This is a genomic window from Cupriavidus sp. 291-E7 (assembly GCF_057798835.1).
The window spans coordinates 144,000-165,916 of record NZ_JBYOJV010000010.1 but is presented as its reverse complement, the minus strand read 5'-3'; the positions used below and the strand labels follow the sequence as shown (position 1 = coordinate 165,916).

Below are 21,917 nucleotides of genomic sequence, written 5' to 3'. Positions count from 1 at the left end.
GGTCTGGGTAATGCGGTCTGGGTAAAACTGTCCGGGTACGGCGCTCAGGCGGCGGCCAGGTCCATCCTGACCATGACCGGGGCGGGTACGCCTTCGGCCGATGTCGGCGCGTCGGGCACGCTGTCGTGCAGCAGCTCGTCGGCCTCGGTGCCATACAGGTCGCGCAACATCTTTGGCGTCAGCGCCGCCGACGGGCCGTCGTAGACCACCTTGCCGTTGCGCAGCGCCACCACGCGCGGGCAATAGCGCATCGCCACATCCACCTGATGCAGCGACACCACCACGGCCACCTTGCGGGTGCGGTTGATCTGCGAAAGCAACGTCATCACACGGCGCGACGACTCAGGATCGAGCGATGCGATCGGCTCGTCGGCCAGGATGACGCGGGCGTTTTGCACCAGCGTCCGCGCAATCGCGGCGCGCTGTTGCTGACCACCCGACAACGTCGAGGCGCGCTGAAACGCATAGTCGTCTATACCAACCTGGGCCAAGGCATCAAGACCGGCTTGGACTTCATCCGCCTTGAAAAAGCGGATCAGGCTGCGCCACTTGGGCACGCGGGTCAGCATGCCGACCAGCACGTTGGTGATGACCGGCAGGCGGCCCACCAGGTTGAACTGCTGAAATACGAAACCAATCTCCGCGCGTACCTTGCGGATATCGCGCGCCAGACGACCGTTGCGCTGCACCGTGCGGCCGTTGACGAGAATCTCGCCAGAACCGGCGTCACCAGCGACAAAGCCGGCCATATGGCGCAGCAGCGTCGATTTGCCCGAGCCCGAGGCGCCCAGCAGGGCAACCATCTCGCCGGGGGCGATGTGCAGCGTGACGTCGTCAAGCGCCTTGCGGTCCGCGCGGAACGACTTGCTCAGGCCGCGGACTTCGATTGCATGCGTCATGTCGACTCCCTTGCTTGAATGACTTGCGCATTCTGGCGAGGGTGGATGACAGAACGATGACTTTAGGCAGAGGTTTTCCGATGTTCGGACAGGGGTGCGCGATGGAGCGCAGCGGGAGGGAGGGCGCTGAAATCGATTTCAGGCGACGGTTTCCCCTCCCGCGGCGGGGAGGGGCAAGGCAACCGTTACATCAGGATGATGTCGTACTGTTCCTGGTGGAACGTCGATTCCACCTGCAGCGAGATGGGCTTGCCGATGAAGTCGCCGAGCATCGCCAGGTGCTGGCTTTCTTCCTCAAGGAACAGATCGATGACTTCCTGCGAGGCAAGGATGCGGAACTCGCGCGGATTGAACTGCCGCGACTCGCGCATGATTTCGCGCAGGATGTCGTAGCAGATCGTGCGGGCGGTCTTGACCTGGCCCTTGCCGGTGCAGACCGGGCACTGCTCGCACAGCACGTGTGCCAGCGATTCGCGCGTGCGCTTGCGCGTCATCTCCACCAGTCCGAGCTGCGAAAAACCATTCACCGTGATGCGTGTGCGATCTCGTGACAGCGCGCGCTTCAGTTCCGAGAGCACCGCATCGCGGTGCTCCAGGTTCTCCATGTCGATGAAGTCGATGATGATGATGCCGCCCAGGTTGCGCAGGCGCAGCTGGCGCGCGATGGTGTGCGCGGCTTCGAGGTTGGTCTTGAAGATCGTGTCGTCGAAATTGCGCGCGCCGACGTAACCGCCCGTGTTGACGTCGATCGTCGTCATCGCTTCGGTCTGGTCGATCATCAGGTAGCCGCCGGACTTCAGGTCCACGCGGCGCGACAGCGCTTTTTCGATCTCCGCGTCGATATTGAAGAGGTCGAAGATCGGACGTTCGCCGGTGTAGTGCGACAGACGCGGCAGCACCGCCGGCGTGTATTCCTGCGCAAACTCCACGAGCTTCACGAAGTTCTCGCGCGAGTCCACCTGGATCACGCCCGTGGCGTCATTGATGAAGTCGCGCAGCACGCGCTGGGCAAGGTTCAGATCCTGATAGAGCAGGCTGGGTGCCGGCAGCGTGGTGGAGTTCTGACGAATCGACGCCCAGATCTTGCGCAGGTAGGCGATGTCGTTGCCCAGTTCCTCGTCGCTGGCTTCCTCGGCGATCGTGCGCACGATAAAGCCGCCGCGCTCGTCCTTCGGCACCAGGCCCTGCACACGGCTGCGCAGGGCTTCGCGGTCCACTTCACCTTCGATACGCTGGGAAATGCCGATGTGCGGGTCCTGAGGCAGGTAGACCAGCGTGCGTCCGGCAATGCTGACCTGTGTGGAGAGCCGCGCCCCCTTGGTGCCGATCGGGTCCTTGATCACCTGCACCATCAGCGCCTGGCCTTCGAACAGTGTCTTTTCGATGGCGACGTGGTTGTTCTTTTCGTTGCCGTCGCGCGGATGCCAGATGTCGGCCACGTGCAGGAACGCCGCGCGTTCCAGGCCCACATCGATGAATGCCGACTGCATGCCCGGCAGCACGCGCACGACCTTGCCCAGATAGATATTGCCGACCAGGCCGCGCGTGAGCGTGCGTTCGACGTGCAGTTCCTGCACGGCCGCCTGCTGCACGATGGCCACGCGGGTTTCTTGCGGGGTGATATTGACGAGGATGTCTTCGGTCATAGCGGTAGATGCCGTCGCCGGTATGCCGGCGCTTGTTGTTGTCGCCCGGCGTGCCCGGGCATTGACCCCTGCACCCTCGGATCGGACGGCGCAAACGGGGCGGGTCAGAAGCGCAGACCGGCCTCGCGCAGCAGTGCCGCCGTCTCGAACAAGGGCAGGCCCATGATACCCGAATAGCTACCGTCGATCCGCTCCACGAACTCGGCGGCGCGCCCCTGGATGCCGTAGGCGCCGGCCTTGCCCAGCGGCTCGCCACTGGCAACGTAGCGGTCAATCTCGGCGGTACCCATCTTGCGGAATGTGACGTGCGAGATCGACAGCGCATGACGTTGGCCCAGCGGCGACACCACGGTCACCGCCGTCAGCACGCGGTGCGTGGTGCCGGACAGATCGGCCAGCATGCGCGCCGCATCGGCGCCGTCGGCGGGTTTACCCAGGATGTCGCCGCCCCGGCAGACCGTGGTGTCGGAAGTCAGGATCGGGGCCTCGGGCAAGCCGCGCCGGATACGGCGCTGCAGGGCGGCATCGGCCTTGAGCGCGCAGACGCGCTGCACATAGGCGTCGGGTGACTCACCGGGCAGCACCGCTTCAAGCGACTCGGCATCTTCGCCGGCATCGGCGAGCAGCAGTTCGTATTGCACGCCAAGTTGCGTCAGCAGTTCGCGGCGGCGTGGGGACTGGGAGGCGAGATAGAGGATGGAGGTCACGGGAATCGGGGCCAGCAGTTGTTGGCGACGATTGTACTGGCTCAGGAACGGTCCCCGCCCCGCATTGTGGGAGCGCGGCAACCCAGGACGGACTCAGGCGCGGTGGTACGGATGGTTCTGGGTGACCGACCAGGCCCGATACAGCTGCTCGGCCAGCAGCACGCGCACCATGCCGTGCGGCAGGGTCAGGCTGGAAAGTCGCACCAGCGTCTGGGCACGCGCCTTGAGCGCGGGGTCGAGTCCGTCGGCACCGCCAATCAGGAAGGCGACATCGCCGCCTTCGCGCTGCCAGCCAGTCAATTGCTCGGATAGCTGGACCGTGGTCCAGTCCTTGCCGCGCTCGTCGAGCGCGATGATGCGCAGCTGCTTCGACAGCGAACCTAGCACGGCCTCGATGCGTGCAGCTTCGCGCTGCATGACCGTGGCGGCGTTGTTGCTCGAAGAGCGGGCCTCCGGCTTGACTTCGCGTAGTTCAATGCGCAGTTCGGGCGGCATCCGCTTGGCGTACTCCGCAAAGCCGGACTCGATCCACGCGGGCATTTTGTGGCCGACGGCCACGATCACGAGTTGCATGTGAAATGCCCGGTGGTCAGTGCTTCAGCCGGCGATCAGGCAGAGCGCGTGGTGCGCTTGCGCGGTGCGGTCGTCTTGGCGGCGGTCTTGGTGGCCGCCGTCTTGCGCGCCGGTGCCTTGGTGGCGGTCTTGGTGGCGGTGCCGGCAGCCGTCTTGCGTGCCGGTGCCTTGCCAGCCGTACCGGCAGCGGTCTTGCGGGCCGGCGCCTTGGCGGCGGTACCCGTCGACGTCTTGCGTGCGGTGGTGGTCTTGCGCGCCGGGGCCTTGGCGGCCGTTCCGGCGCTGCTGGTCTTGCGTACCGGCTTGCGGATCGTGGCGATGGCGTCCGGGTCGGTGTCCTCGTGGCCCATCGGCGGCGACGGCTCCTTCATGCCTTCGGGCAGGCGGGCCAGTGCCGGACGCAGGTTCGTCGCGCGACGCACGCGCGGTGCCGGTTCCGCATCCTCGTCGTCATCCATCGGCTCGCTGGCCTTGGCCAGGCCCTTGGTGGCGGCCAGCTTCACGCGAACCGGCTTGTCACCCCAGATTTCTTCGAGGTTGTAGTACTGGCGCAGTTGCGGTTGCAGGATATGCACCACGGCGTCGCCGCAGTCCACCAGCACCCATTCGCCAGTCTCCAGGCCTTCCACGGCCACGATATGGCCGCCGGCATCCTTGACCGTGTCCCGAACCGACGCCGCCAGCGCCTTGGTCTGGCGGTTCGAATTGCCGCTGGCGATCACCACCCGGTCGAACAGTTCGGTCAGGTGAGTGGTGTCGAACACCTTGATGTCCTGCGCCTTCACATCCTCGAGTCCGTCGACGATCGCGCGCTGCAGTTTACGAATATCCATGGTGTCTTTCTTGTTCAGCTTCATTCGGGTAGGGTGCGCGTCGGCTCAGGGGTGCTGATACAACCCGTGACGCGCGATGTAGTGTGCCACGCCGGCTGGCAGTCGGTCATCCGTCTGGTCCGGCAACAGGCCATCGGCCAGGTGTTCGCGCAGGCCGGTGGACGACAGGTCGACGGCGAGCGTCTGGTCGATCCACATATGTCCGGAGGGCGAGCATTGTATCAGGTGCGTGTCCGCCAGGCGCTCGTGCATGGCAGCAAGTACCGGACCTTCGAGTTCGTCCAGGTGGAAACCGGGGCGCGTGGCGATGCACAGGTGCACATGTTCGAACAACGCCTCCCAGCCATGCCACGTGTGCAGGCGCAGCAACTGGTCGGCGCCCATCAGCCACGCCATCGACGTGTCGGGGCCGTATTCGTCGCGCAGCTGGCGCACGGTGTCGATCGTATAGCTGGGGCCGTCCCGGTCCACCTCCATGCGGCTCACGCGCACCTTGGCGCGGCCGGGCTCCAGCGAGGACGCCGCCAGCTCGGTCATGGCAAAGCGGTCCGCGGCCGGCGTCACCTGGTCGCCTTTTTGCCACGAATGCCCGGTGGGAATCCAGACCAGCTCGTCGAGGTCCAGGTGGTCGATGCAGAGCTGCGCCAGCGCAACGTGGCCGCGATGCGGCGGGTCAAAGGTGCCGCCAAGGATACCCAGGCGGTAGGGGCGGTTGCTGTCGGCTTGGGCGGGGGCGGGTGTGGCTTCAGTCATCAGTCTCAGGCCCACGCGCGCGCCGGCAGAAAATCGGTGTAGAGCGCCGCTTCGGGGGTGCCCGGCTCGGGCTGCCAGTCATAGCGCCAGTTTGCCTGCGGCGGCATCGACATCAGGATCGATTCCGCGCGGCCGCCCGATTGCAGGCCGAACAGGGTGCCACGGTCAAACACCAGATTGAATTCGACATAGCGGCCACGGCGATAGGCCTGGAAGTCCCGTTCGCGCTCGCCATAGGCCGCGTCCTTGCGGGCGTTCAGGATCGGCAGGTAGGCATCCAGGAACGCATCGCCCACCGAGCGCATCATCGCAAAGCTCGTGTCGAAGCCCGGTGCCGAGAAATCGTCAAAGAAGATGCCACCGATACCGCGCGCCTCGCCGCGATGCTTGAGGACGAAATACTCGTCGCACCACTGCTTGAAGCGCGGATACAGATCATCGCCAAACGGTTGCAGCGAAGCCTTGCAAGTGCGGTGGAAATGCGCGCAGTCGTCGGCGTTGCCGTAGTAGGGCGTCAGGTCCATGCCGCCGCCAAACCACCAGACTGGCTCCGCGTCCGGCTTTACGGCGATGAAACAGCGCACGTTCATATGGACGGTTGGCACGTGCGGGTTGCGCGGATGGAAAACCAGCGACACGCCCATTGCCTCGAAGCTGCGCCCGGCCAGTTCGGGCCGGTTGGCGCTGGCCGATGGCGGCAGCGTGTCCCCGCGCACGTGCGAGAAGCCCACGCCAGCGCGCTCCATCACCGAGCCGCCTTCCAGAATGCGAGTGCGGCCGCTGCCACGCAGGCGTTCGGTGGGCGGTTTCTCCCAGCTATCGGTCAGAAACGCCTGGCCGTCGACGGCGGCAATGGCGTCGGTGATGCGGTCTTGCAGGCCGAGCAGATAGTCACGGACTGCCTGGGAATCGATCATGATGGGCGGGTGAGTGTGGCCGGTGCAACGACGGCCGGGCGGGGCCGGCCGTCATCGCGGTGTCATGATTGTAGCGGCTGGACCCACCCCACGGGGCGTGGGGGGAATCCTTGGCTGGGCCGGCTTAGCGCTTGATGGCGCGGTAGCCGATGTCGGTGCGGAACTGCATGCCATCGAAGCGGATCTGCTCCACGGCGGCATAGGCGTTCTTCTGCGCGGCCTTGACCGTGTCGGCCAGGCCCACCACGCACAGCACGCGACCGCCGGACGTGCGCAGCGTGCCGTCCTGCAGCGTGGTGCCGGCATGGAACGTCACGGCATCGTCGGTCTCGGCGGGGATGCCAGTGATGGCGTCACCCTTGCGCGGGTTTTCCGGATAGTCGTAAGCGGCCATGACCACGCCCAGTGCGGTGCGGCGGTCCCAGTCCAGCTCGATCTGGTCCAGCTTGCCATCGACGGCGGCTTCCATCACATCGACCAGGTCCGTCTTCAGGCGCGCCATGATCGGCTGCGTTTCCGGATCGCCCATGCGGCAGTTGAATTCCAGCGTCTTCGGGTTGCCTTCCTTGTCGATCATCAGGCCGGCGTAGAGGAAGCCCGTGAACGGGATGCCGTCCTTTTCCATGCCGCGCACGGTCGGCAGGATGATCTCGCGCAGCGCGCGCGCGTGCAGGGCCGGCGTCACCACCGGGGCCGGCGAATAGGCGCCCATGCCACCCGTGTTGGGGCCGGCGTCGGCGTCCAGCAGGCGCTTGTGGTCCTGGCTCGTGGCCAGGGCCAGCACGTTCTTGCCATCCACCATGACGATGAAGCTCGCTTCCTCGCCTTCCAGGAATTCCTCGATCACCACGCGGGCGCCGGCATCGCCAAGCTTGTTGTCGGCCAGCATCATGTCCACGGCGCCGTGGGCTTCTTCCAGCGTCATCGCCACCACCACGCCCTTGCCGGCGGCCAGGCCGTCGGCCTTGATCACGATCGGCGCGCCTTGTGCGTCGATATAGGCGTGGGCGCCCGCCGCGTCCGAGAACGTCTGGTAGTAGGCGGTCGGGATGCCGTGGCGATGCATGAACGCCTTGGCGAAATCCTTCGACGATTCCAGCTGCGCGGCAGCCTTGGTCGGTCCGAAGATGCGCAGGCCTCGGGCACGGAACACGTCGACGATGCCGGCGGCCAGCGGGGCCTCGGGGCCGACCACGGTGAAGGCCACGCCTTCGCGCTCCACGAAGGCGGCCAGCACTTCAGGATCGGTCAGCGGCACGTTCTGCAGGCGCTTGTCGAGCGCCGTGCCACCGTTGCCCGGCGCCACGTAGACGACCTGCACCTTGGGCGACTGGGCCAATTTCCAGGCCAGTGCGTGCTCACGCCCACCGGAACCGACAACCAAAACTTTCATGATCCACTGCCAGAAAAGAAACGCATGCGAAAAGCGGCAGCTGGACTGGATCCGGGCTGCCGCCGATGGGGCGCGGCGTGAGGATTTACTCCTCGATTACCGCATTGGTGAAGACTTCCTGTACGTCGTCCAGGTTTTCCAGCGCGTCCAGCAGCTTCTGCATCTTGACGGCGTCATCGCCGGTGAAACTGATCTCGTTCTGCGGCTTCATCACCACGTCGGCCACTTCAGCCTTGAACCCGGCCGCTTCCAGCGCGGCCTTGACCGCGCCGAAATCGTTGGGAGGGCTGGTGACTTCAATCGAACCGTCGTCGTTGGTGACCACGTCATCGGCGCCGGCTTCGAGCGCCGCATCCATGAGCTTGTCCTCGGGCGTTTCCGGCGCGAACAGGAACTGGCCGCAATGCGTGAACATGAACGCCACCGAGCCTTCGGTGCCCATGTTGCCGCCATGCTTCGAGAATGCGTGGCGCACTTCGGCCACGGTACGCGTGCGGTTGTCGGTCAGGCAGTCGACGATGATCGCGGCGCCCGCCAGGCCGTAGCCTTCGTAGCGGATTTCTTCGTAGTTGGCGCCTTCCAGGCCACCCACGCCACGCTGGATCGCGCGCTGGATGTTGTCCTTGGGCATGTTGGCGTCCATCGCCTTTTCCATTGCCAGGCGCAGGCGCGGGTTCGAATCGATGTCACCGCCGCCCAGCTTGGCGGCAACGGTGATTTCCTTGATCAGGCGTGTCCAGATCTTGCCGCGCTTGGCGTCGGCAGCGGCTTTCTTGTGTTTGATGTTGGCCCATTTGGAATGACCGGCCATGTTTCTCTCCGAATCGGAAAACGTATCGTGCGGTGTGGCAAGCCCGGCGGCATTGCGCCGGCGGGAGCCGGAATCAATGGGTCCATCAAGGGTTTTTGTGACAAATCCTGACGATCCGGCGGCCACGCCATGTGATTGATGTGCCAATCTGCTGGCTATAATCAGCGCAGGATTTTATCACGCGCCCCTGTTGAACCGCAGTGCCATGTATGGATTGTTGCCCCGTGTGTGCGCCTGTTTTGCTTGCCTTGACCACCGATAGAAGAGACCCGACATGGCCGAACCGATCCTCATCGCCAAAAATGCCGACCGCGAGCTGGTGCTGTTGCCCGAGATGGGCAACCGCCACGGCCTGATCACGGGAGCCACCGGCACCGGCAAGACCGTGACGCTGCAAACGCTGGCCCAGGGCTTCTCGCGGCTGGGCGTGCCGGTGTTCATGGCCGACGTCAAAGGTGATCTGACCGGCATTTCCCAGGCTGGTCAGGCATCGGACAAGCTCAAGGCCCGCCTGGCGGAACATGGCCTGCCCGAGCCGGTCTGGGGTGCCTGCCCGACCACGCTCTGGGATGTTTTCGGTGAAAAGGGCCACCCGGTACGGGCCACGGTCTCGCATATGGGGCCGCTGCTGCTGTCGCGCATGCTGGAGCTGAACGACACCCAGCAGGGCGTGCTGAATCTGGTCTTTCGCATTGCCGACGCCAACGGGCTGTTGCTGCTCGATGCGAAGGATTTGCGCGCGATGCTGCAATACGTCGGCGATAACGCCAGCCAGTTCACCACCGAGTACGGCAATATCTCCGCCGCCTCGATCGGTGCCATCCAGCGCGGGCTGGTGGCGCTGGAATCGCAGGGCGCGGACAAGTTCTTCGGCGAGCCGATGCTGAACCTGGAAGACTTCATCCAGACGGAAAAGGGCCAGGGGGTGATCAACATCCTCGCCGCCGACAAGCTGATGAACGCGCCGCGCCTGTATGCGACGTTCCTGCTCTGGATGCTGTCCGAACTGTTCGAGAAGCTGCCCGAAGCCGGTGACCTCGACAAGCCCAAGCTCGTGTTCTTCTTCGACGAGGCGCACCTGCTGTTCAACGATGCGCCCAAGGCGCTGCTCGACAAGATCGAGCAGGTCGTGCGCCTGGTGCGTTCCAAGGGCGTTGGCGTGTACTTCGTCACGCAGAATCCGATCGATATCCCGGACACGGTGCTGGGCCAGCTGGGCAACCGGGTGCAGCATGCGTTGCGCGCCTTCACGCCGCGCGACCAGAAGGCGGTCAAGGTGGCGGCCACGACGATGCGCGCGAATCCCAAGCTCGATGTGGAGCAGGTCATCGGCGAGCTTGGCGTGGGCGAGGCGCTGGTGTCGTGCCTCGATGCCAAGGGCACGCCCGGCGTGACCGAGCGCGCCTGGGTGCTGGCGCCGGGCAGCCGGATCGGACCGATCAACGACGACGAGCGCAAGGCGCTGATCGCCAATTCGTTGGTGGCCGGCACCTATGAAAAAACGATCGACCGCGAATCGGCCTACGAAAAACTGCGCGGCGGCGTGGCGGAAGCCACCAATGGCGCGCCGGCTGATGCGAAGGCGCCGAAGCCCGGCGGCGCTGCCGAGCCCGAAGGCGGCGGCTGGGTGGGGGACGTCTGGGGCTCACTCACGCGCGGCACGGGCAAGACCGGGCGCGGCGATTCGATCCTGGAATCGGTGGCCAAATCGGCGGCACGCACGGTTGGATCGCAGGTTGGGCGTGAACTGATTCGCGGCGTGCTCGGGAGCCTGCTGGGCGGCGGCAAGCGCAAATAGACGCGCGAACGTGCGCTGGAAAAGAAAAACGCCCGCGAACGGGCGTTTTTTCATTGCGGGCTGACAGATCAATCCAAACCGCGCTGCGCGGCTTCCGCATCCTCGCGCGCCTTGCGGGCGAACAGGCAGGTATAAAACGCTGCCATGCCGATGATGAATGCGATGACCGCCAGGCTGGCCAGTCCGGTCGATGTGGATAGCAGAATCTTCAGGGCTTCCATGTGGGGTGACTCCTTGCTTGAATAGCGCGCAATACGGCTATCCAGTGTGGAAGAGTCAACCCCGGCAAACATTGAGGCACGTCAAGCGCCTCGGCCAATTCAGATTAGTTCTTGGTGCCGAACAGGCGGTCGCCCGCGTCGCCCAGACCCGGCACGATATAGGCGTGCTCGTCGAGATGGCTGTCCAGGGACGCCACAAAGAGCTTCACGCCCGGATGCGCTTTCTGGAACACATCCACGCCCTCCGGCGCGGCAACGAGCGCCACGAATGTGATGGCTTCGTCCGGCACGCCGCGGCGCTTGAGCACATCCACCGCATGCGCGGCCGAATAGCCCGTGGCCACCATCGGATCGCACAGGATGAACGAGCGGTCTTCCACGTCCGGCAGGCGCACCAGATATTCCACCGGGCGGTGCTGGTCGTCGCGGTACACGCCGATATGACCGATGCGCGCCGACGGGATCAGCTCCACCAGCCCGTCGCTCATGCCCACGCCGGCGCGCAGCACGGGCACGATCGTCAGCTTCTTTCCGGCGATGACGGGAGCATCCAGCGCCACCAGCGGCGATTCGATGCGGCGCGTGGTCAGCGGCAGGTTGCGGGTGATCTCATAGCCCATCAGCAGCGTGATTTCGCGCAGCAGCTCGCGGAACGTGCGCGTCGACGTTTCCTTGTCGCGCATGTGCGAGAGCTTGTGCTGAATCAGCGGGTGATCGAGGATGAAGAGGTTGGGAAAGCGGGGATCCTGTGTCATGGCGGGCTCGGCGAATACGGGAAGGGCCTTCCTGAAAGCGGAAAGGCCCGATGCAGCGCGATTGTAATGGATGCGCGCCGGCCGCTGCGAGCCTGCCCCGTCAACAGTCCGCCGCTCAGTCCACGGTGATGGCCGCGGATTTGGCCACTTTGCCGAAACGTTCGTACTCGCTTTGCGTCAACGTCTGAAGTTCCGCCGCGCTCGACCCCTTCGGGTTGAAACCGGCCTGGGCCAGCTTGTCGCGCACATCGGTCCGGGCCAGTGCCTCGACGAACGCCGCATTGAGCGCCTGCACCACCGGAGCGGGCAGGTTGGCCGGGCCATAGACGCCAAACCACGGTTCCACGGCATAGCCCGGCAGGCCCGCCTCGGCCAGCGTGGGCACATTCGGCAGCGACGGCGCCCGGGTCTTGCCGGCCACGGCCAGTGCGCGGAGCTTGCCCGCCTGGATATGCGGCAGCGACGCGGGCAGGTTGTCGAACATCACCTGGATGTGGCCGCCCAGCATGTCGTTGATGGCCGGGCTGCTGCCCTTGTAGGGCACATGGACCAGCCCCGTCTGCGTCATCTGCGAGAACATCGCCCCGGCCAGATGCATCGACGTGCCCGTGCCGGCGGTGGCGTAGGTCAGGCCCGGATGCGCCTTGGCATAGGCAATCAGTTCGCCCACGGTCTTGACGGGCAGGTCATTGCTGACTTCGAGCACGATTGTCGACGTGCCGAGCAGGCTGATGGCAGTGAAGTCGCGGCGCGGATCGAACGGCACGTGCTTGTAGATGTGCGGGTTGAGCGCGTTCGTCGAAATGGCGCCGAAGCCGATCGTGTACCCGTCCGCGGGCGCCTTGGCCACGGCTTCCATGCCGATGTTGCCGCCAGCCCCCGGGCGGTTCTCGACCACTACTGGCTGGCCCAGTTTCTCGGCCACGCGCTGACCGACGGTGCGCGCCACGAGGTCGGTGGTGCCACCCGCCGCGTACGGCACGATGAAGCGGATCGGCTTGCCCGGATAGGTATCGGCAGCGTGGACGGCCGGCGCCGTCAGCAGGGCGGCAACGGATGCCGCGGCGAACGTCAGGAAGGCGCGCCGTGGCGCGGCGATGCGATGAAACGGCATGGCTCGGGAGTCTCCGGAATATTGTTATCGTGCCCGCCTGCACCGTGGCGGTGCGAGGTCCGGCGCGGGCCATTGTATGGGAAAGCAGGCAATACCGCCGGGGCGGGAACGCCCGCGCCTTTTGACATACAATCGCCGGGTTGCGCCGTGCCGGTGAATCCGGCCTGGCGCCCCGATTCCCGCGTCCCCGTGCCAGCCTCCCAGAAGTCCCTTTCCCAGTCCGCCGAAGTGCCAGTCGCGCAGCGCGTCGGACTCGCCACCGCGGCCATCGGCGCCGTTCTGTTTTCCGCCAAGGCCATCGTGGCCAAGCTCATGTACCGCTATAGCGTGGATGCCGTGATGGTCATCACGCTGCGCATGCTGTTTGCCGTGCCGTTGTTCATGGCCATTGGCTGGTGGCAGGCGCGCAAGCTGCCGGCGCTGTCATGGGCCGACCGTGGCCGAGTGGTGTTCCTGGGCTTCATCGGCTACTACCTGTCGAGCTTTCTGGATTTCCTGGGACTGCAATACATCACTGCCGGGCTGGAGCGGCTGATCCTGTTCCTGACGCCGTCGTTCGTGCTGCTGTTTACCGCGCTGGGATTTCGCCGGCAGATTCATTCCCGCCAGTGGATTTCGCTGGCGCTGGCCTATGCGGGCATCGTGCTGGTGTTCGCGCACGACCTGGACGTCAGCGGCAACCAGGTGTGGCTCGGCGGCGCGCTGGTGCTGGCCAGCGCGTTGTCGTATGGTGTGTACCTGATTCTGAGCGGCGAACTGGTCCAGCGTGTGGGATCGTTGCGGCTGGTGGCCTATGCGATGTGCGTCTCCACGCTGTGCTGCGTGATCCAGTACGTCGTGCTGGGCCGGCCGCTGGCAGACCTGGCGCAGCAGCCGGCGCCGGTGTTGTGGCTGTCGGTGGTCAACGCGGTGCTGTGCACGGTGCTGCCGGTATCGCTGACGATGATTGCCGTGGCGCGCATTGGCGCGCCGATGGCGTCGCAGGCCGGCATGATCGGCCCCGTGTCGACGCTGGCGCTGGCGTTCTGGCTGCTCGGTGAACCTGTCACCGGTGCGCAGCTCGCTGGCAGTGCATTAGTGCTCGGCGGCATGTATCTGCTGTCGAGCCGGAAAGCCTGACAAATCTGGATTCGAACAGAGTCAACCAAGGAAGGAGAGAGAAGCCATGGATTTTGGACTGCGCGGTAAGCATGCGCTGGTGTGCGGTGCCAGCAAGGGGCTAGGTTTGGCGTGTGCCGACGCGCTCGCGGCCGAAGGCGTCGACGTGGTGATCGTGGCGCGTGGCGCCGAGGCGCTGGAGAAGGCTGCCGCCGACCTGCGCGCGCGCTATGGCCGTCGCGTGATTGCCGTGGCCACCGACATCACCACGCCCGAAGGCCGCAAGCTGGCGCTCGACGCCGTGGCCAAGCTCGGTGATCTGGACATCCTCGTGAACAACGCGGGCGGCCCGCCGCCGGGCAACTTCCGCGACTGGGGCCGCGACGAGTGGCTTGCCGCGCTCGACGCCAACATGCTGACGCCGATCGAGCTGATCAAGGCGACCATCGACGGCATGATCGCGCGCCGCTGGGGCCGCATCGTCAACATCACAAGCGGCGCCGTGAAGGCGCCGATCGACGTGCTGGGCCTCTCGAACGGCGCCCGTTCGGGCCTGACCGGTTTCGTGGCCGGTCTGGCACGCGAAGTGGCACAGCATGGCGTGACCGTGAACAACCTGCTGCCGGGACCGTTCGACACCGACCGTCTGAAGAAGACGATGGAAGGCGGCGCCCAGAAGGCTGGTATCAGCATCGAGGAAATGGCCAAGCGTCGTGCGGCCGCCAACCCGTCGCGCCGCTTCGGCGAGCCGGCCGAGTTTGGCGCCACCTGCGCGTTCCTGTGCAGCAAGCAGGCCGCCTTCATGACGGGCCAGAACGTGCTGCTGGACGGCGGCGCCTTCCCGGGGACGTTCTGATGGGTAACTCGGAAACCGTGCAGGAATCCAGGCCGCGTATCGCCCTGATCGCGCACGATCACAAGAAGGACGACATCGTGGCCTTTGCCGGCCGCCATCGAGACTTCCTGGCGCGCTGCGACCTGCTGGCCACTGGCACCACGGGTGGCCGCATCGCGGCCGAGGTCGGGCTGGAGGTGACCCGCATGCTGTCCGGCCCGTGGGGCGGCGACCTGCAGATCGGCGCGCTGCTGGCCGAGGGCAAGGTCACCGCAGTGATTTTCCTGCGTGACCCGATGACGCCGCAGCCGCATGAACCGGACATCAACGCGCTGGTACGCGCGTGCGACGTTCACAACGTGCCGTGCGCCACCAACCTGGCCACGGCCGAGTTGCTGGTCGTGGAACTGGCGCGGCACTGCTTCGAGCCGAAGTCCTGAGCCGTCGTCACGCGAGGGCATAAAAAAACCGCTGCTTCGGCAGCGGTTTTGTTTTGACGGCCCGTTCCTGAGAGGGGCGGCGTCAGCGCGGCCTGACCGTGGTGGCAGTGGCGCGCATTTCCGCCTGGCGCAGGATGTGCGGCGGCAGACGCTTCAGAATCAGGTGAACGGCCAGCGGAATGATCACGACGTCGTCCACGATGCCGAGTCCGGCGATCACATCCGGGATCAGGTCGATCGGCGAGATGGCGTAGAACAGCAGGCCGAACGCGGCGGGCTTGAGCCAGGGCGGCGCATCGGGGTGGCGCAGCGCGTACCAGAACAACCGGCCATCGCGCCGCACCAGCGTCCAGAGGGCAGAAAATCGCTTCCACATGATAGGCCTCCTTGGTCACACGTTCAGGGGGTATGAGCAAGTAGCTTGGGCCGATGGAAGGGGTTTCAAGTTCCTGATGGATGGGCGGGTTTGCTCCCCTGGCCCGCGGCGCGGGGCAGGGGAGCCGTCTTGCGGCACGGCGGACGTCGATCAGCCCGGTACGTTGCCTTCCACGCCTTCGACGTAGAACTTCACGTTGTGCAGGAAGGCGTCGTCGGCCACCTGGTTGCCGGCGACCTGTTCCTTGCCGGCGTTGTCCTTGATCGGACCCTTCCAGATCGGCGCGCTGCCGTCGACGATGCCCTTCTTGCGCTCTTCGACCAGTGCCTTGACGTCATCCGGCACCACGGCGTTGAAGCCCTTCAGGTCGATCATGCCTTCCTTGAGGCCCCACCAGATGGTGCTGTTCTTCCACTGGTTGTTGAGTACGTCTTCCACCACCTTGTTGTAGTAGACGCCCCACGAGATCACCGAGGCGGCCAGATGGGCCTTCTCGCCGAACTTGCTCATGTCGCTGTCCCAGCCGAACGCGTAGACGCCTTTTTCCTGCGCGGTCTGCACCACGGCGGCGGAGTCGGTGTTCTGCATCAGCATGTCCACGCCCTGGCCGATCAGCGTCGTGGCGGCTTCACGTTCCTTGCCCGGATCGAACCACTTGTTGACCCACACGACCTTGACCGTCGCCTTGGGGTTCACCGAGCGCGCGCCCAGCGTGAACGAGTCGATGTTGCGGATCACCTCGGGAATCGGTACAGAGGCCACCACGCCCATCTTGCCGGTCTTGCTCATCTTGCCGGCCACCACGCCCGCCAGGTACGCGCCTTCATAGGTGCGCACGTCGTACTGGGCGAGGTTGTCGGCGGTCTTGAAGCCGGTGGCGTGCTCGAACTTCACGTCCGGGAATTCGCGGGCCACTTTCAGCATCGACTCCATGTAGCCGAACGTGGTGCCGAAGATCAGCTTGTTGCCCTGGCTGGCCAGGTCGCGGAACACGCGCTCGGCATCGGCGGCGGACTCGGGCACGTTCTCCACGAACGTAGTCTTGACCTTGTCGCCAAACTTGGCTTCCACGGCCTTGCGGCCCGTGTCGTGCGCGTACGTCCAGCCGGCGTCGCCCACCGGCCCGATGTAGACGAAGGCCACCTTCAGCGGCTCGCTGGCCGCGGCAGCCGGGGCCGAAGCGGCGCCAGTCTCCGCGGGCTTGTCGGCTTCCTTCTTGCCGCAGCCGGCCAGGGCCAGCACGGCGGTGGCGGCCAGGGCCGCCAGCGTGGTCCTGCGTGTCACGATCATCGATCTCTCCTTGTTAAGACGTCTTCTGTCTTCTGTGATGTGGTTTGACTTCGGATACTGCTTTTTTCTTATGAATGCTTCGGTGATGCGATACGGGTGTGCTCAGGCGTTGCCAGGGCGGAACGGCTTGCCCAGCGATGCGGGCATGTTCAGGCGAATCCAGGCCGGATTGCGTGAAATCAGTGCCAGCACGACGATCGTGGCGGCGTACGGCAGCATCGACAGGAACTGCGACGGCACCGATACGCCAACACCCTGCAAGTAGAACTGCAGAATCGTCACGCCACCGAACAGCCATGCCCCGATCAGTACCCGGCCAGGCCGCCACGTGGCGAACGTGGTCAGCGCCAGTGCGATCCAGCCGCGGCCGGCCACGAGGTTTTCCACCCACATCGGCGTATAGACCAGCGACAGGTAGGCGCCAGCCAGCCCGCAGCACGCACCGCCAAACAGCAGCGCGCCAAAGCGGATCCAGCGCACGGGATAGCCGAGCGCATGCGCAGATTCCGGCGATTCTCCGATCGCGCGCAGCGTCAGGCCCGCGCGCGTGCGGAACAGGAACCACATGATCGCAACGCACAGCAGCAGGCTGAAATAGACCATCCAGTGATGCTGGAAGAAGGCCGGGCCGATAAACGGGATGTCGGCCAGGCCGGGGATCGAACTGGCCTTGGCCGGCATGGCGTGGCCGACAAAGCGCTGCGCCATGAAGGCGGACAGGCCCGTGCCGAAGATCGACAGCGCCAGACCGGTGGCCACCTGGTTGGTGGCCAGCACCAGTGCCAGCCAGGAGAACAGCGTGGCCATCAGCATGCCGGCGCCGGCGCCGGCGACAAAGCCGAGCATCGGCGATTGCGTCTGGTAGCCGACCATGAAGCCGAACGCGGCGGCCACGAGCATCATGCCCTCGGCGCCAAGGTTCAGCACGCCCGAGCGTTCATTGACAAGCAGGCCCAGCGCGGCCAGCAGCAGCGGGGTGCCTGCGTTGATCGCCGTGGCGATCAGGGGAGCGAGTTGTTCCATGTTGTTGTCAGCTCCGGATCAGGCGGCACGCGCGCGCCAGCGCAGGTGGTTGTCGATCAGCGTGTCGCACGCCAGCAGGAAGAACAGCAGCATGCCCTGGAACACCCAGCCCAGCGCCGACGGCAGGCCCAGGCGCGACTGCGCCATTTCGCCACCGATGTAGAACAGCGACATCACGATGCCGCCGAACACGGCGCCCACCGGATGCAACCTGCCGACGAATGCCACGATGATCGCGGTGAAGCCATAGCCCGGAGAAATCGACGGCAGCAACTGCCCGATCGGGCCGGTTACTTCGAATGCGCCAGCCAGGCCCGCGAACGCGCCCGAGATCATCAGCGCGGTCCATAGCGCGCTGCGCGAAGAGAATCCGGCATAGCGCGCGGCCAGCGGCGCGGTGCCACCCACCTGCAACCGGTAACCGGCGAAGCTGCGGAACACGAACACCGTCATGATCGCCACCAGCACCAGCATCACGGCAAAACCCACGTGCAGACGCGAGCCGGGCAGCAGGTTCGGCAGCAGAAACATCGACGAGAACACCTTCGATTGCGGGAAGTTCATGCCGTTGGGGTCTTTCAGCGGGCCATTGACCACCCATAGCAGGAACTGCTGGGCGATATAGGTCAGCATCAGCGAGACCAAAATCTCGTTGGCATTGAAGCGGTCCTTGAGCAAGGCGGTCAGCGACGCCCAGACCATGCCACCGATGCAACCCGCCAGCGACGCAAGCAGCAGCACCGTGAAACCGCCCGTGGTGTTGCCCGGCGTATCGAACCAGAGCACGGTGGCGCCGGCGAAGATGCCGCCAAGAATCAGCTGGCCATCGGCGCCGATATTCCAGACGTTGGCGCGATAGCAGACCGAAAGCCCCAGCGCGCAGAGCACCAGCGGCACGGTCTTGAGCAGTACCTCGCCAATGGCGCGCTTGTCCTTGAGCGGATCGACGAGGAAGACCTTGAGGCCCGCCACGGGGTCCTTGCCCAGCGCAAGGAAAAGCAGCGCGCCGAACAGCAGCGTCAGGACGATGGCGAACACCGGCGAGGCATAAGCCATCGGCCGCGACGGCACGCAGCGCGGGGCCAGCACGATGGGAGACAGAAGCTTAGACATGGCTCGGTGTCTCCACGGCAGCGTTGTCATGCTGGCTGGCGGGGCCACCTTCCCACAATCCGCTCATCCACAGGCCCACCTGCTCGCGTGTGGCGGTCTCGGCCGGAATCGACGGCGAAAGATGGCCCTTGGCGATCACGTGAAGGCGGTCGCAAATGGCGAACAGTTCGTCGAGTTCCTCCGATACCACCAGGATGGCGCAACCGGTGGCCTTGAGCGCCAGGATCTCGTTGTGGATTTGCGCCGCGGCACCGACGTCAACGCCCCAGGTGGGTTGCGCGACGATCAGCACCTTCGGGCCGGCCTCGATTTCGCGGCCGACGATGAATTTCTGAAGATTGCCACCGGACAGGCTGCGCGCCTGCGCGGCGGGGCCGCTGGCCTTCACTCGGAAGCGGCTGATGATGCCGGCGGCCAGCCCTTCGGCCGCCTTCGGCGATACCATGCCGCCGCGCACGTACGGCGGCGTCTGGTGCGACAGCAGGATGTTCGACGCCAGGGTCATGCCTGGCACCGCGCCACGTCCGAGACGTTCCTCCGGCACGAAGGCCAGCCCCGCGCGGCGGCGGCCACGTGCGTCGAGTCGGCCCACTGGCTTGCCTTCCAGTTGGATGGCTGCGTTGCTGGCGCGAGCGTCTTCGCCGGACAGCGCGGCGAGGAGTTCCTGCTGGCCGTTGCCCGACACACCGGCAATACCGACGACTTCGCCGGCATGCACGTCCAGCGCGATATGCTGCAGCTCCGTGGCGAACTGATGCGCCCGTGGCATCGACAGGTCGCGCACGGACAGTTTCACGGCGCCTCGCTCGGTGGCGCCGCGCGCTTCGCGCGGCGGCTCGCCGCCGATCATCATCCGCGACAGCTCGGCCGCGCTCTGTTGACGCGGATCGCAGTTACCGGTCACGCGGCCCATGCGCATCACCGTGGCGTGGTGGCACAGCGCGCGGATCTCATCGAGTTTGTGGCTGATGTAAAGGATGCTGGTGCCTTCGGCGGCCAGCTGGCGCAGCGTCACGAACAGCGTTTCCACGGCCTGCGGCGTCAGCACCGAGGTCGGCTCGTCAAGAATCAGTAACTGCGGATTGGCCAGCAGCGCGCGGACGATTTCCACGCGCTGACGCTCACCGACGGACAGCGTGTGCACATGGCGTTGCGGCTCCAGCGGCAGGCCGTAGCGCTCGGCGGTGGCGCGGATGCGTTCGGACAACTGCTTCATGTTGCCGGCGTCCCGGGGCGGCAGGCCCAGGGCAATGTTCTCGGCCACGGTCAGCGTGTCGAACAGCGAGAAATGCTGGAAGACCATCGCGATGCCCAGGTTGCGGGCGTCGTGCGGACTGGCGATGGCGGTGGGCGCCCCATTGAAGTGCATCTCGCCGGCGTCGGGACGAACCGCGCCAAAGATGATCTTCATCAGGGTGGATTTGCCGGCGCCGTTTTCGCCAAGGACGGCGTGGATCTCGCCGGGCGCGACGGTCAGGCTGACGTCGTCGTTGGCGGTCACGCCGGGATAGCGCTTGGTGATATGTGCAAGCGCCAGCCTGGGAGGTGTTTGTGATGTCACTGAGGCGGCTCGAATTGTTGTGGCAGCAACGTTTGGTTCAGGCACGTGACAGCGGCTGTGCGTGGCGCAGCATCGCCGCGCGGCAGGTCGTCATCATCATGATTGCGTGATGCCCGGAATTTGGGGTGGATTATATAAGTGCGTGGGGGTTCGGCGGACCACTTTGACCCTCTAGCCATGCCCCACAACGGATACCGGGAGGTTGCAAGTCGCGTGCCGGCCACACCGCCAAAGAAAAACCGCCGCGCTGCCGGCTAGGGCAGGGCGGCGGTCAGGGTTGACCCCGATCAGGGCGCGTGTCAGCTGGCGCTGGCAGGGATCGTTGCAAAGCGGCCGTCGCGGAAGTCGGCCAGCGTCTGGTAGATCTGTTCCTGCGTGTTCATCACGAACGGGCCGTACTGCGCAATCGGCTCGTTCAGCGGCTGGCCGGCGATCAGCAGGAAGCGCGCGTCTTCGTCTGCCGTCACCACCACGCCGTCGGACTGTCCGGCGTTGTCCAGCACGCCCATGCGCTGGGCTTCCAGCACGGCGTCCCCCACGCGCACGGTGCCGCGATAGACGTACACGAACGCGTTATGGCCGGCCGGCAGCGCTTGCGCAAACGACTGGCCCGCTGGCAGATGCACGTCCAGATACAGCGGCTGGGTGACCGGCCGCGTTACCGCGCCGGCCACGCCATGCGAGGCGCCCGCCAGCACCCGCACCGTCGCGCCGGCCGGCAGTTCCACGGTGGGAATGGCCGACGCGGGCATGTCGCGGTACCAGGGCGTCGTCATCTTGTCCGCCGCGGGCAGGTTCAGCCAGAGCTGGAAGCCTTCCATGCGGCCGTCTTCCTGCTCGGGCAATTCCGAGTGCACCACGCCCGAGCCGGCCACCATCCACTGGGCGCCGCCGTTTTCCAGCAGCCCTTCATGGCCAGCGCTGTCACGGTGCCGCATGCGGCCGGCCAGCATGTAGGTAATGGTTTCAAAGCCACGGTGCGGATGATCTGGAAAGCCGCCGATGTAGTCGTCCTTGTTGTCGGTGCCAAAGGCGTCGAGCATCAGGAACGGGTCCAGGCGACGTTGCAGGTTCTGGGTCAGCACGCGGGTCAGCTTCACGCCGGCGCCGTCGGACGTGGCGATGCCACGTACCACGCGGTCCACGGCGCGCGAGCGCTGCACGGTCTCCGTGGCGGTTGCCGGAACGGTTGGAGTACGGGTGGTCATGGGGAAATCTCCTGTTGGGACGGCGGAAGCGATGTGGTCCGCGCCGTCGTGTCTACCCTGCCAATTTAAGGGTTTGGCCAGAAAGCGGTAGATGGCGGGTGGGCAACAGATTGTTTTATCGATGGAACGATACGTCGGGTATCTGATCTTCCAGTGCAACGATCGGGAACTCGGAAATGCCTGACCAAGCCTCGTTATTTCGCATACGGAAACGATGAAGATGACGGAATCGCAGAAGTTGTGTAGAATAGCGGTCTCTTTGTCATCCGTTGCCAATAATTGCGGTGGCTCGGTCTGTATCCCGAACCCCCGCGATCCGTTGTCTGGCAACGGCCGATTGACCGGCGGCGCCATACCGAAAGCGCGTTTTGACACGACATCAGTCGCCGCCACTGGCCAACCCGTTTGGGTTGCGCCGCTCCCGCGGGTTTGGGCCTGAAGCCTGAACCCCATCAATCGGGTGTTTCGTCGGCCTCCAGGCCGGTGCCACACCCACAAGTCCGTCCGCCGGTAATCGTGCCGGTCATGGCGGCAAGGCAATCTGAACCAGGGT

22 protein-coding genes are annotated in these 21,917 nt (G+C 65.3%); 4 read left to right on the top strand and 18 right to left on the bottom strand.

Annotated elements, in window-relative coordinates; genetic code table 11:
• Positions 1 to 44: 44 nt before the first annotated feature.
• The 9 genes from phnC to AC3FLX_RS18970 form a co-directional block, all read right to left on the bottom strand.
• The gene (gene phnC / locus AC3FLX_RS19010) at positions 45 to 899 is read right to left on the bottom strand and encodes a phosphonate ABC transporter ATP-binding protein (protein WP_488698851.1); all 855 of its coding nucleotides are present in this window, start codon (positions 897 to 899) and stop codon (positions 45 to 47) included.
• Between the two features lie 185 nt (positions 900 to 1,084).
• Positions 1,085 to 2,545: a ribonuclease G gene (rng, locus tag AC3FLX_RS19005; RefSeq protein ID WP_488698850.1), complete on the bottom strand. Its 1,461-nt coding sequence runs from the start codon at positions 2,543 to 2,545 to the stop codon at positions 1,085 to 1,087.
• Between the two features lie 104 nt (positions 2,546 to 2,649).
• A complete protein-coding gene (locus tag AC3FLX_RS19000; protein ID WP_488698966.1) occupies positions 2,650 to 3,252 on the bottom strand; it encodes a Maf family protein in 603 nt (200 codons plus the stop codon).
• Positions 3,253 to 3,345: 93 nt separating this feature from the next.
• Entirely contained in the window at positions 3,346 to 3,825 is a 480-nt protein-coding gene (rlmH, locus tag AC3FLX_RS18995) for a 23S rRNA (pseudouridine(1915)-N(3))-methyltransferase RlmH (RefSeq protein ID WP_488698849.1), read from the bottom strand.
• A 35-nt stretch (positions 3,826 to 3,860) separates the two neighbouring features.
• A complete protein-coding gene (rsfS, locus tag AC3FLX_RS18990) occupies positions 3,861 to 4,658 on the bottom strand; it encodes a ribosome silencing factor (protein WP_488698848.1) in 798 nt (265 codons plus the stop codon).
• Positions 4,659 to 4,703: 45 nt separating this feature from the next.
• A complete protein-coding gene (locus tag AC3FLX_RS18985) occupies positions 4,704 to 5,411 on the bottom strand; it encodes a nicotinate-nucleotide adenylyltransferase (RefSeq protein WP_488698847.1) in 708 nt (235 codons plus the stop codon).
• Positions 5,412 to 5,416: 5 nt separating this feature from the next.
• Positions 5,417 to 6,328 (bottom strand): oxygen-dependent coproporphyrinogen oxidase, encoded by a 912-nt coding sequence (gene hemF / locus AC3FLX_RS18980; RefSeq protein ID WP_488698846.1) that lies wholly within the window; start codon positions 6,326 to 6,328, stop codon positions 5,417 to 5,419.
• 124 nt (positions 6,329 to 6,452) lie between these two features.
• Positions 6,453 to 7,721 (bottom strand): phosphoribosylamine--glycine ligase, encoded by a 1,269-nt coding sequence (purD, locus tag AC3FLX_RS18975; protein WP_488698845.1) that lies wholly within the window; start codon positions 7,719 to 7,721, stop codon positions 6,453 to 6,455.
• Between the two features lie 85 nt (positions 7,722 to 7,806).
• Positions 7,807 to 8,532: a YebC/PmpR family DNA-binding transcriptional regulator gene (locus tag AC3FLX_RS18970; RefSeq protein WP_488698844.1), complete on the bottom strand. Its 726-nt coding sequence runs from the start codon at positions 8,530 to 8,532 to the stop codon at positions 7,807 to 7,809.
• Positions 8,533 to 8,806: 274 nt separating this feature from the next.
• Between AC3FLX_RS18970 and AC3FLX_RS18965 the strand changes: the two genes are divergently transcribed.
• Positions 8,807 to 10,330 (top strand): helicase HerA-like C-terminal domain-containing protein, encoded by a 1,524-nt coding sequence (locus AC3FLX_RS18965; protein ID WP_488698843.1) that lies wholly within the window; start codon positions 8,807 to 8,809, stop codon positions 10,328 to 10,330.
• A gap of 68 nt (positions 10,331 to 10,398) precedes the next feature.
• Here AC3FLX_RS18965 and AC3FLX_RS18960 read toward each other — a convergent pair whose 3' ends face one another.
• The 3 genes from AC3FLX_RS18960 to AC3FLX_RS18950 all read right to left on the bottom strand — a co-directional run bounded on the left by AC3FLX_RS18960 (position 10,399) and on the right by AC3FLX_RS18950 (position 12,420).
• Positions 10,399 to 10,551 carry a DUF3149 domain-containing protein gene (locus tag AC3FLX_RS18960; protein WP_488698842.1) on the bottom strand — a complete coding sequence of 51 codons (153 nt, stop codon included), beginning with the start codon at positions 10,549 to 10,551 and terminating at the stop codon, positions 10,399 to 10,401.
• A gap of 104 nt (positions 10,552 to 10,655) precedes the next feature.
• A complete protein-coding gene (gene upp / locus AC3FLX_RS18955) occupies positions 10,656 to 11,306 on the bottom strand; it encodes a uracil phosphoribosyltransferase (RefSeq protein ID WP_488698841.1) in 651 nt (216 codons plus the stop codon).
• A gap of 115 nt (positions 11,307 to 11,421) precedes the next feature.
• Positions 11,422 to 12,420, bottom strand: a complete 999-nt coding sequence (locus AC3FLX_RS18950) for a Bug family tripartite tricarboxylate transporter substrate binding protein (RefSeq protein WP_488698840.1) — start codon at positions 12,418 to 12,420, stop codon at positions 11,422 to 11,424.
• Between the two features lie 228 nt (positions 12,421 to 12,648).
• On the opposite strand from AC3FLX_RS18950, the gene AC3FLX_RS18945 reads away from it, so the two are divergent.
• The 3 genes from AC3FLX_RS18945 to AC3FLX_RS18935 are packed head-to-tail and all read left to right on the top strand — an operon-like array spanning position 12,649 to position 14,793.
• Entirely contained in the window at positions 12,649 to 13,539 is an 891-nt protein-coding gene (locus tag AC3FLX_RS18945; RefSeq protein WP_488698965.1) for a DMT family transporter, read from the top strand.
• A 46-nt stretch (positions 13,540 to 13,585) separates the two neighbouring features.
• Complete coding sequence (locus AC3FLX_RS18940) at positions 13,586 to 14,374, top strand: SDR family oxidoreductase (RefSeq protein ID WP_488698839.1); 789 nt, start codon at positions 13,586 to 13,588, stop codon at positions 14,372 to 14,374.
• Entirely contained in the window at positions 14,374 to 14,793 is a 420-nt protein-coding gene (locus AC3FLX_RS18935; RefSeq protein WP_488698838.1) for a methylglyoxal synthase, read from the top strand. The genes AC3FLX_RS18940 and AC3FLX_RS18935 overlap by 1 nt, the downstream gene beginning before the upstream one ends.
• 82 nt (positions 14,794 to 14,875) lie before the next feature.
• Here the strand turns inward: AC3FLX_RS18935 and AC3FLX_RS18930 are convergent, their stop codons facing one another.
• The 6 genes from AC3FLX_RS18930 to AC3FLX_RS18905 form a co-directional block, all read right to left on the bottom strand.
• Complete coding sequence (locus AC3FLX_RS18930) at positions 14,876 to 15,169, bottom strand: YkvA family protein (RefSeq protein ID WP_488698837.1); 294 nt, start codon at positions 15,167 to 15,169, stop codon at positions 14,876 to 14,878.
• Positions 15,170 to 15,319: 150 nt separating this feature from the next.
• The gene (locus AC3FLX_RS18925; RefSeq protein WP_488698836.1) at positions 15,320 to 16,459 is read right to left on the bottom strand and encodes a BMP family ABC transporter substrate-binding protein; all 1,140 of its coding nucleotides are present in this window, start codon (positions 16,457 to 16,459) and stop codon (positions 15,320 to 15,322) included.
• A 102-nt stretch (positions 16,460 to 16,561) separates the two neighbouring features.
• The gene (locus AC3FLX_RS18920; protein ID WP_488698835.1) at positions 16,562 to 17,482 is read right to left on the bottom strand and encodes an ABC transporter permease; all 921 of its coding nucleotides are present in this window, start codon (positions 17,480 to 17,482) and stop codon (positions 16,562 to 16,564) included.
• 18 nt (positions 17,483 to 17,500) lie between these two features.
• Positions 17,501 to 18,595: an ABC transporter permease gene (locus AC3FLX_RS18915; protein WP_488698834.1), complete on the bottom strand. Its 1,095-nt coding sequence runs from the start codon at positions 18,593 to 18,595 to the stop codon at positions 17,501 to 17,503.
• A complete protein-coding gene (locus AC3FLX_RS18910) occupies positions 18,588 to 20,156 on the bottom strand; it encodes an ABC transporter ATP-binding protein (protein WP_488698833.1) in 1,569 nt (522 codons plus the stop codon). The genes AC3FLX_RS18915 and AC3FLX_RS18910 overlap by 8 nt, the downstream gene beginning before the upstream one ends.
• Before the next feature lie 299 nt (positions 20,157 to 20,455).
• Positions 20,456 to 21,364 carry a pirin family protein gene (locus AC3FLX_RS18905; RefSeq protein ID WP_488698832.1) on the bottom strand — a complete coding sequence of 303 codons (909 nt, stop codon included), beginning with the start codon at positions 21,362 to 21,364 and terminating at the stop codon, positions 20,456 to 20,458.
• Positions 21,365 to 21,917: the final 553 nt, after the last annotated feature.

Excerpts from the sequence above, each read along its gene's own strand:
- upp (WP_488698841.1), bottom strand. The coding sequence starts at position 11,306 with ATGACACAGGATCCCCGCTTTCCCAACCTCTTCATCCTCGATCACCCG.
- AC3FLX_RS18920 (WP_488698835.1), bottom strand. The coding sequence starts at position 17,482 with ATGGAACAACTCGCTCCCCTGATCGCCACGGCGATCAACGCAGGCACC.
- rlmH (WP_488698849.1), bottom strand. The coding sequence starts at position 3,825 with ATGCAACTCGTGATCGTGGCCGTCGGCCACAAAATGCCCGCGTGGATC.
- AC3FLX_RS18940 (WP_488698839.1), top strand. The coding sequence starts at position 13,586 with ATGGATTTTGGACTGCGCGGTAAGCATGCGCTGGTGTGCGGTGCCAGC.
- AC3FLX_RS18960 (WP_488698842.1), bottom strand. The coding sequence starts at position 10,551 with ATGGAAGCCCTGAAGATTCTGCTATCCACATCGACCGGACTGGCCAGC.
- AC3FLX_RS18930 (WP_488698837.1), bottom strand. The coding sequence starts at position 15,169 with ATGTGGAAGCGATTTTCTGCCCTCTGGACGCTGGTGCGGCGCGATGGC.
- AC3FLX_RS18970 (WP_488698844.1), bottom strand. The coding sequence starts at position 8,532 with ATGGCCGGTCATTCCAAATGGGCCAACATCAAACACAAGAAAGCCGCT.
- AC3FLX_RS18950 (WP_488698840.1), bottom strand. The coding sequence starts at position 12,420 with ATGCCGTTTCATCGCATCGCCGCGCCACGGCGCGCCTTCCTGACGTTC.
- phnC (WP_488698851.1), bottom strand. The coding sequence starts at position 899 with ATGACGCATGCAATCGAAGTCCGCGGCCTGAGCAAGTCGTTCCGCGCG.
- rsfS (WP_488698848.1), bottom strand. The coding sequence starts at position 4,658 with ATGGATATTCGTAAACTGCAGCGCGCGATCGTCGACGGACTCGAGGAT.
- AC3FLX_RS18905 (WP_488698832.1), bottom strand. The coding sequence starts at position 21,364 with ATGACCACCCGTACTCCAACCGTTCCGGCAACCGCCACGGAGACCGTG.
- AC3FLX_RS18985 (WP_488698847.1), bottom strand. The coding sequence starts at position 5,411 with ATGACTGAAGCCACACCCGCCCCCGCCCAAGCCGACAGCAACCGCCCC.
- rng (WP_488698850.1), bottom strand. The coding sequence starts at position 2,545 with ATGACCGAAGACATCCTCGTCAATATCACCCCGCAAGAAACCCGCGTG.
- AC3FLX_RS18935 (WP_488698838.1), top strand. The coding sequence starts at position 14,374 with ATGGGTAACTCGGAAACCGTGCAGGAATCCAGGCCGCGTATCGCCCTG.
- hemF (WP_488698846.1), bottom strand. The coding sequence starts at position 6,328 with ATGATCGATTCCCAGGCAGTCCGTGACTATCTGCTCGGCCTGCAAGAC.
- AC3FLX_RS18925 (WP_488698836.1), bottom strand. The coding sequence starts at position 16,459 with ATGATCGTGACACGCAGGACCACGCTGGCGGCCCTGGCCGCCACCGCC.
- AC3FLX_RS18965 (WP_488698843.1), top strand. The coding sequence starts at position 8,807 with ATGGCCGAACCGATCCTCATCGCCAAAAATGCCGACCGCGAGCTGGTG.
- purD (WP_488698845.1), bottom strand. The coding sequence starts at position 7,721 with ATGAAAGTTTTGGTTGTCGGTTCCGGTGGGCGTGAGCACGCACTGGCC.
- AC3FLX_RS18915 (WP_488698834.1), bottom strand. The coding sequence starts at position 18,595 with ATGTCTAAGCTTCTGTCTCCCATCGTGCTGGCCCCGCGCTGCGTGCCG.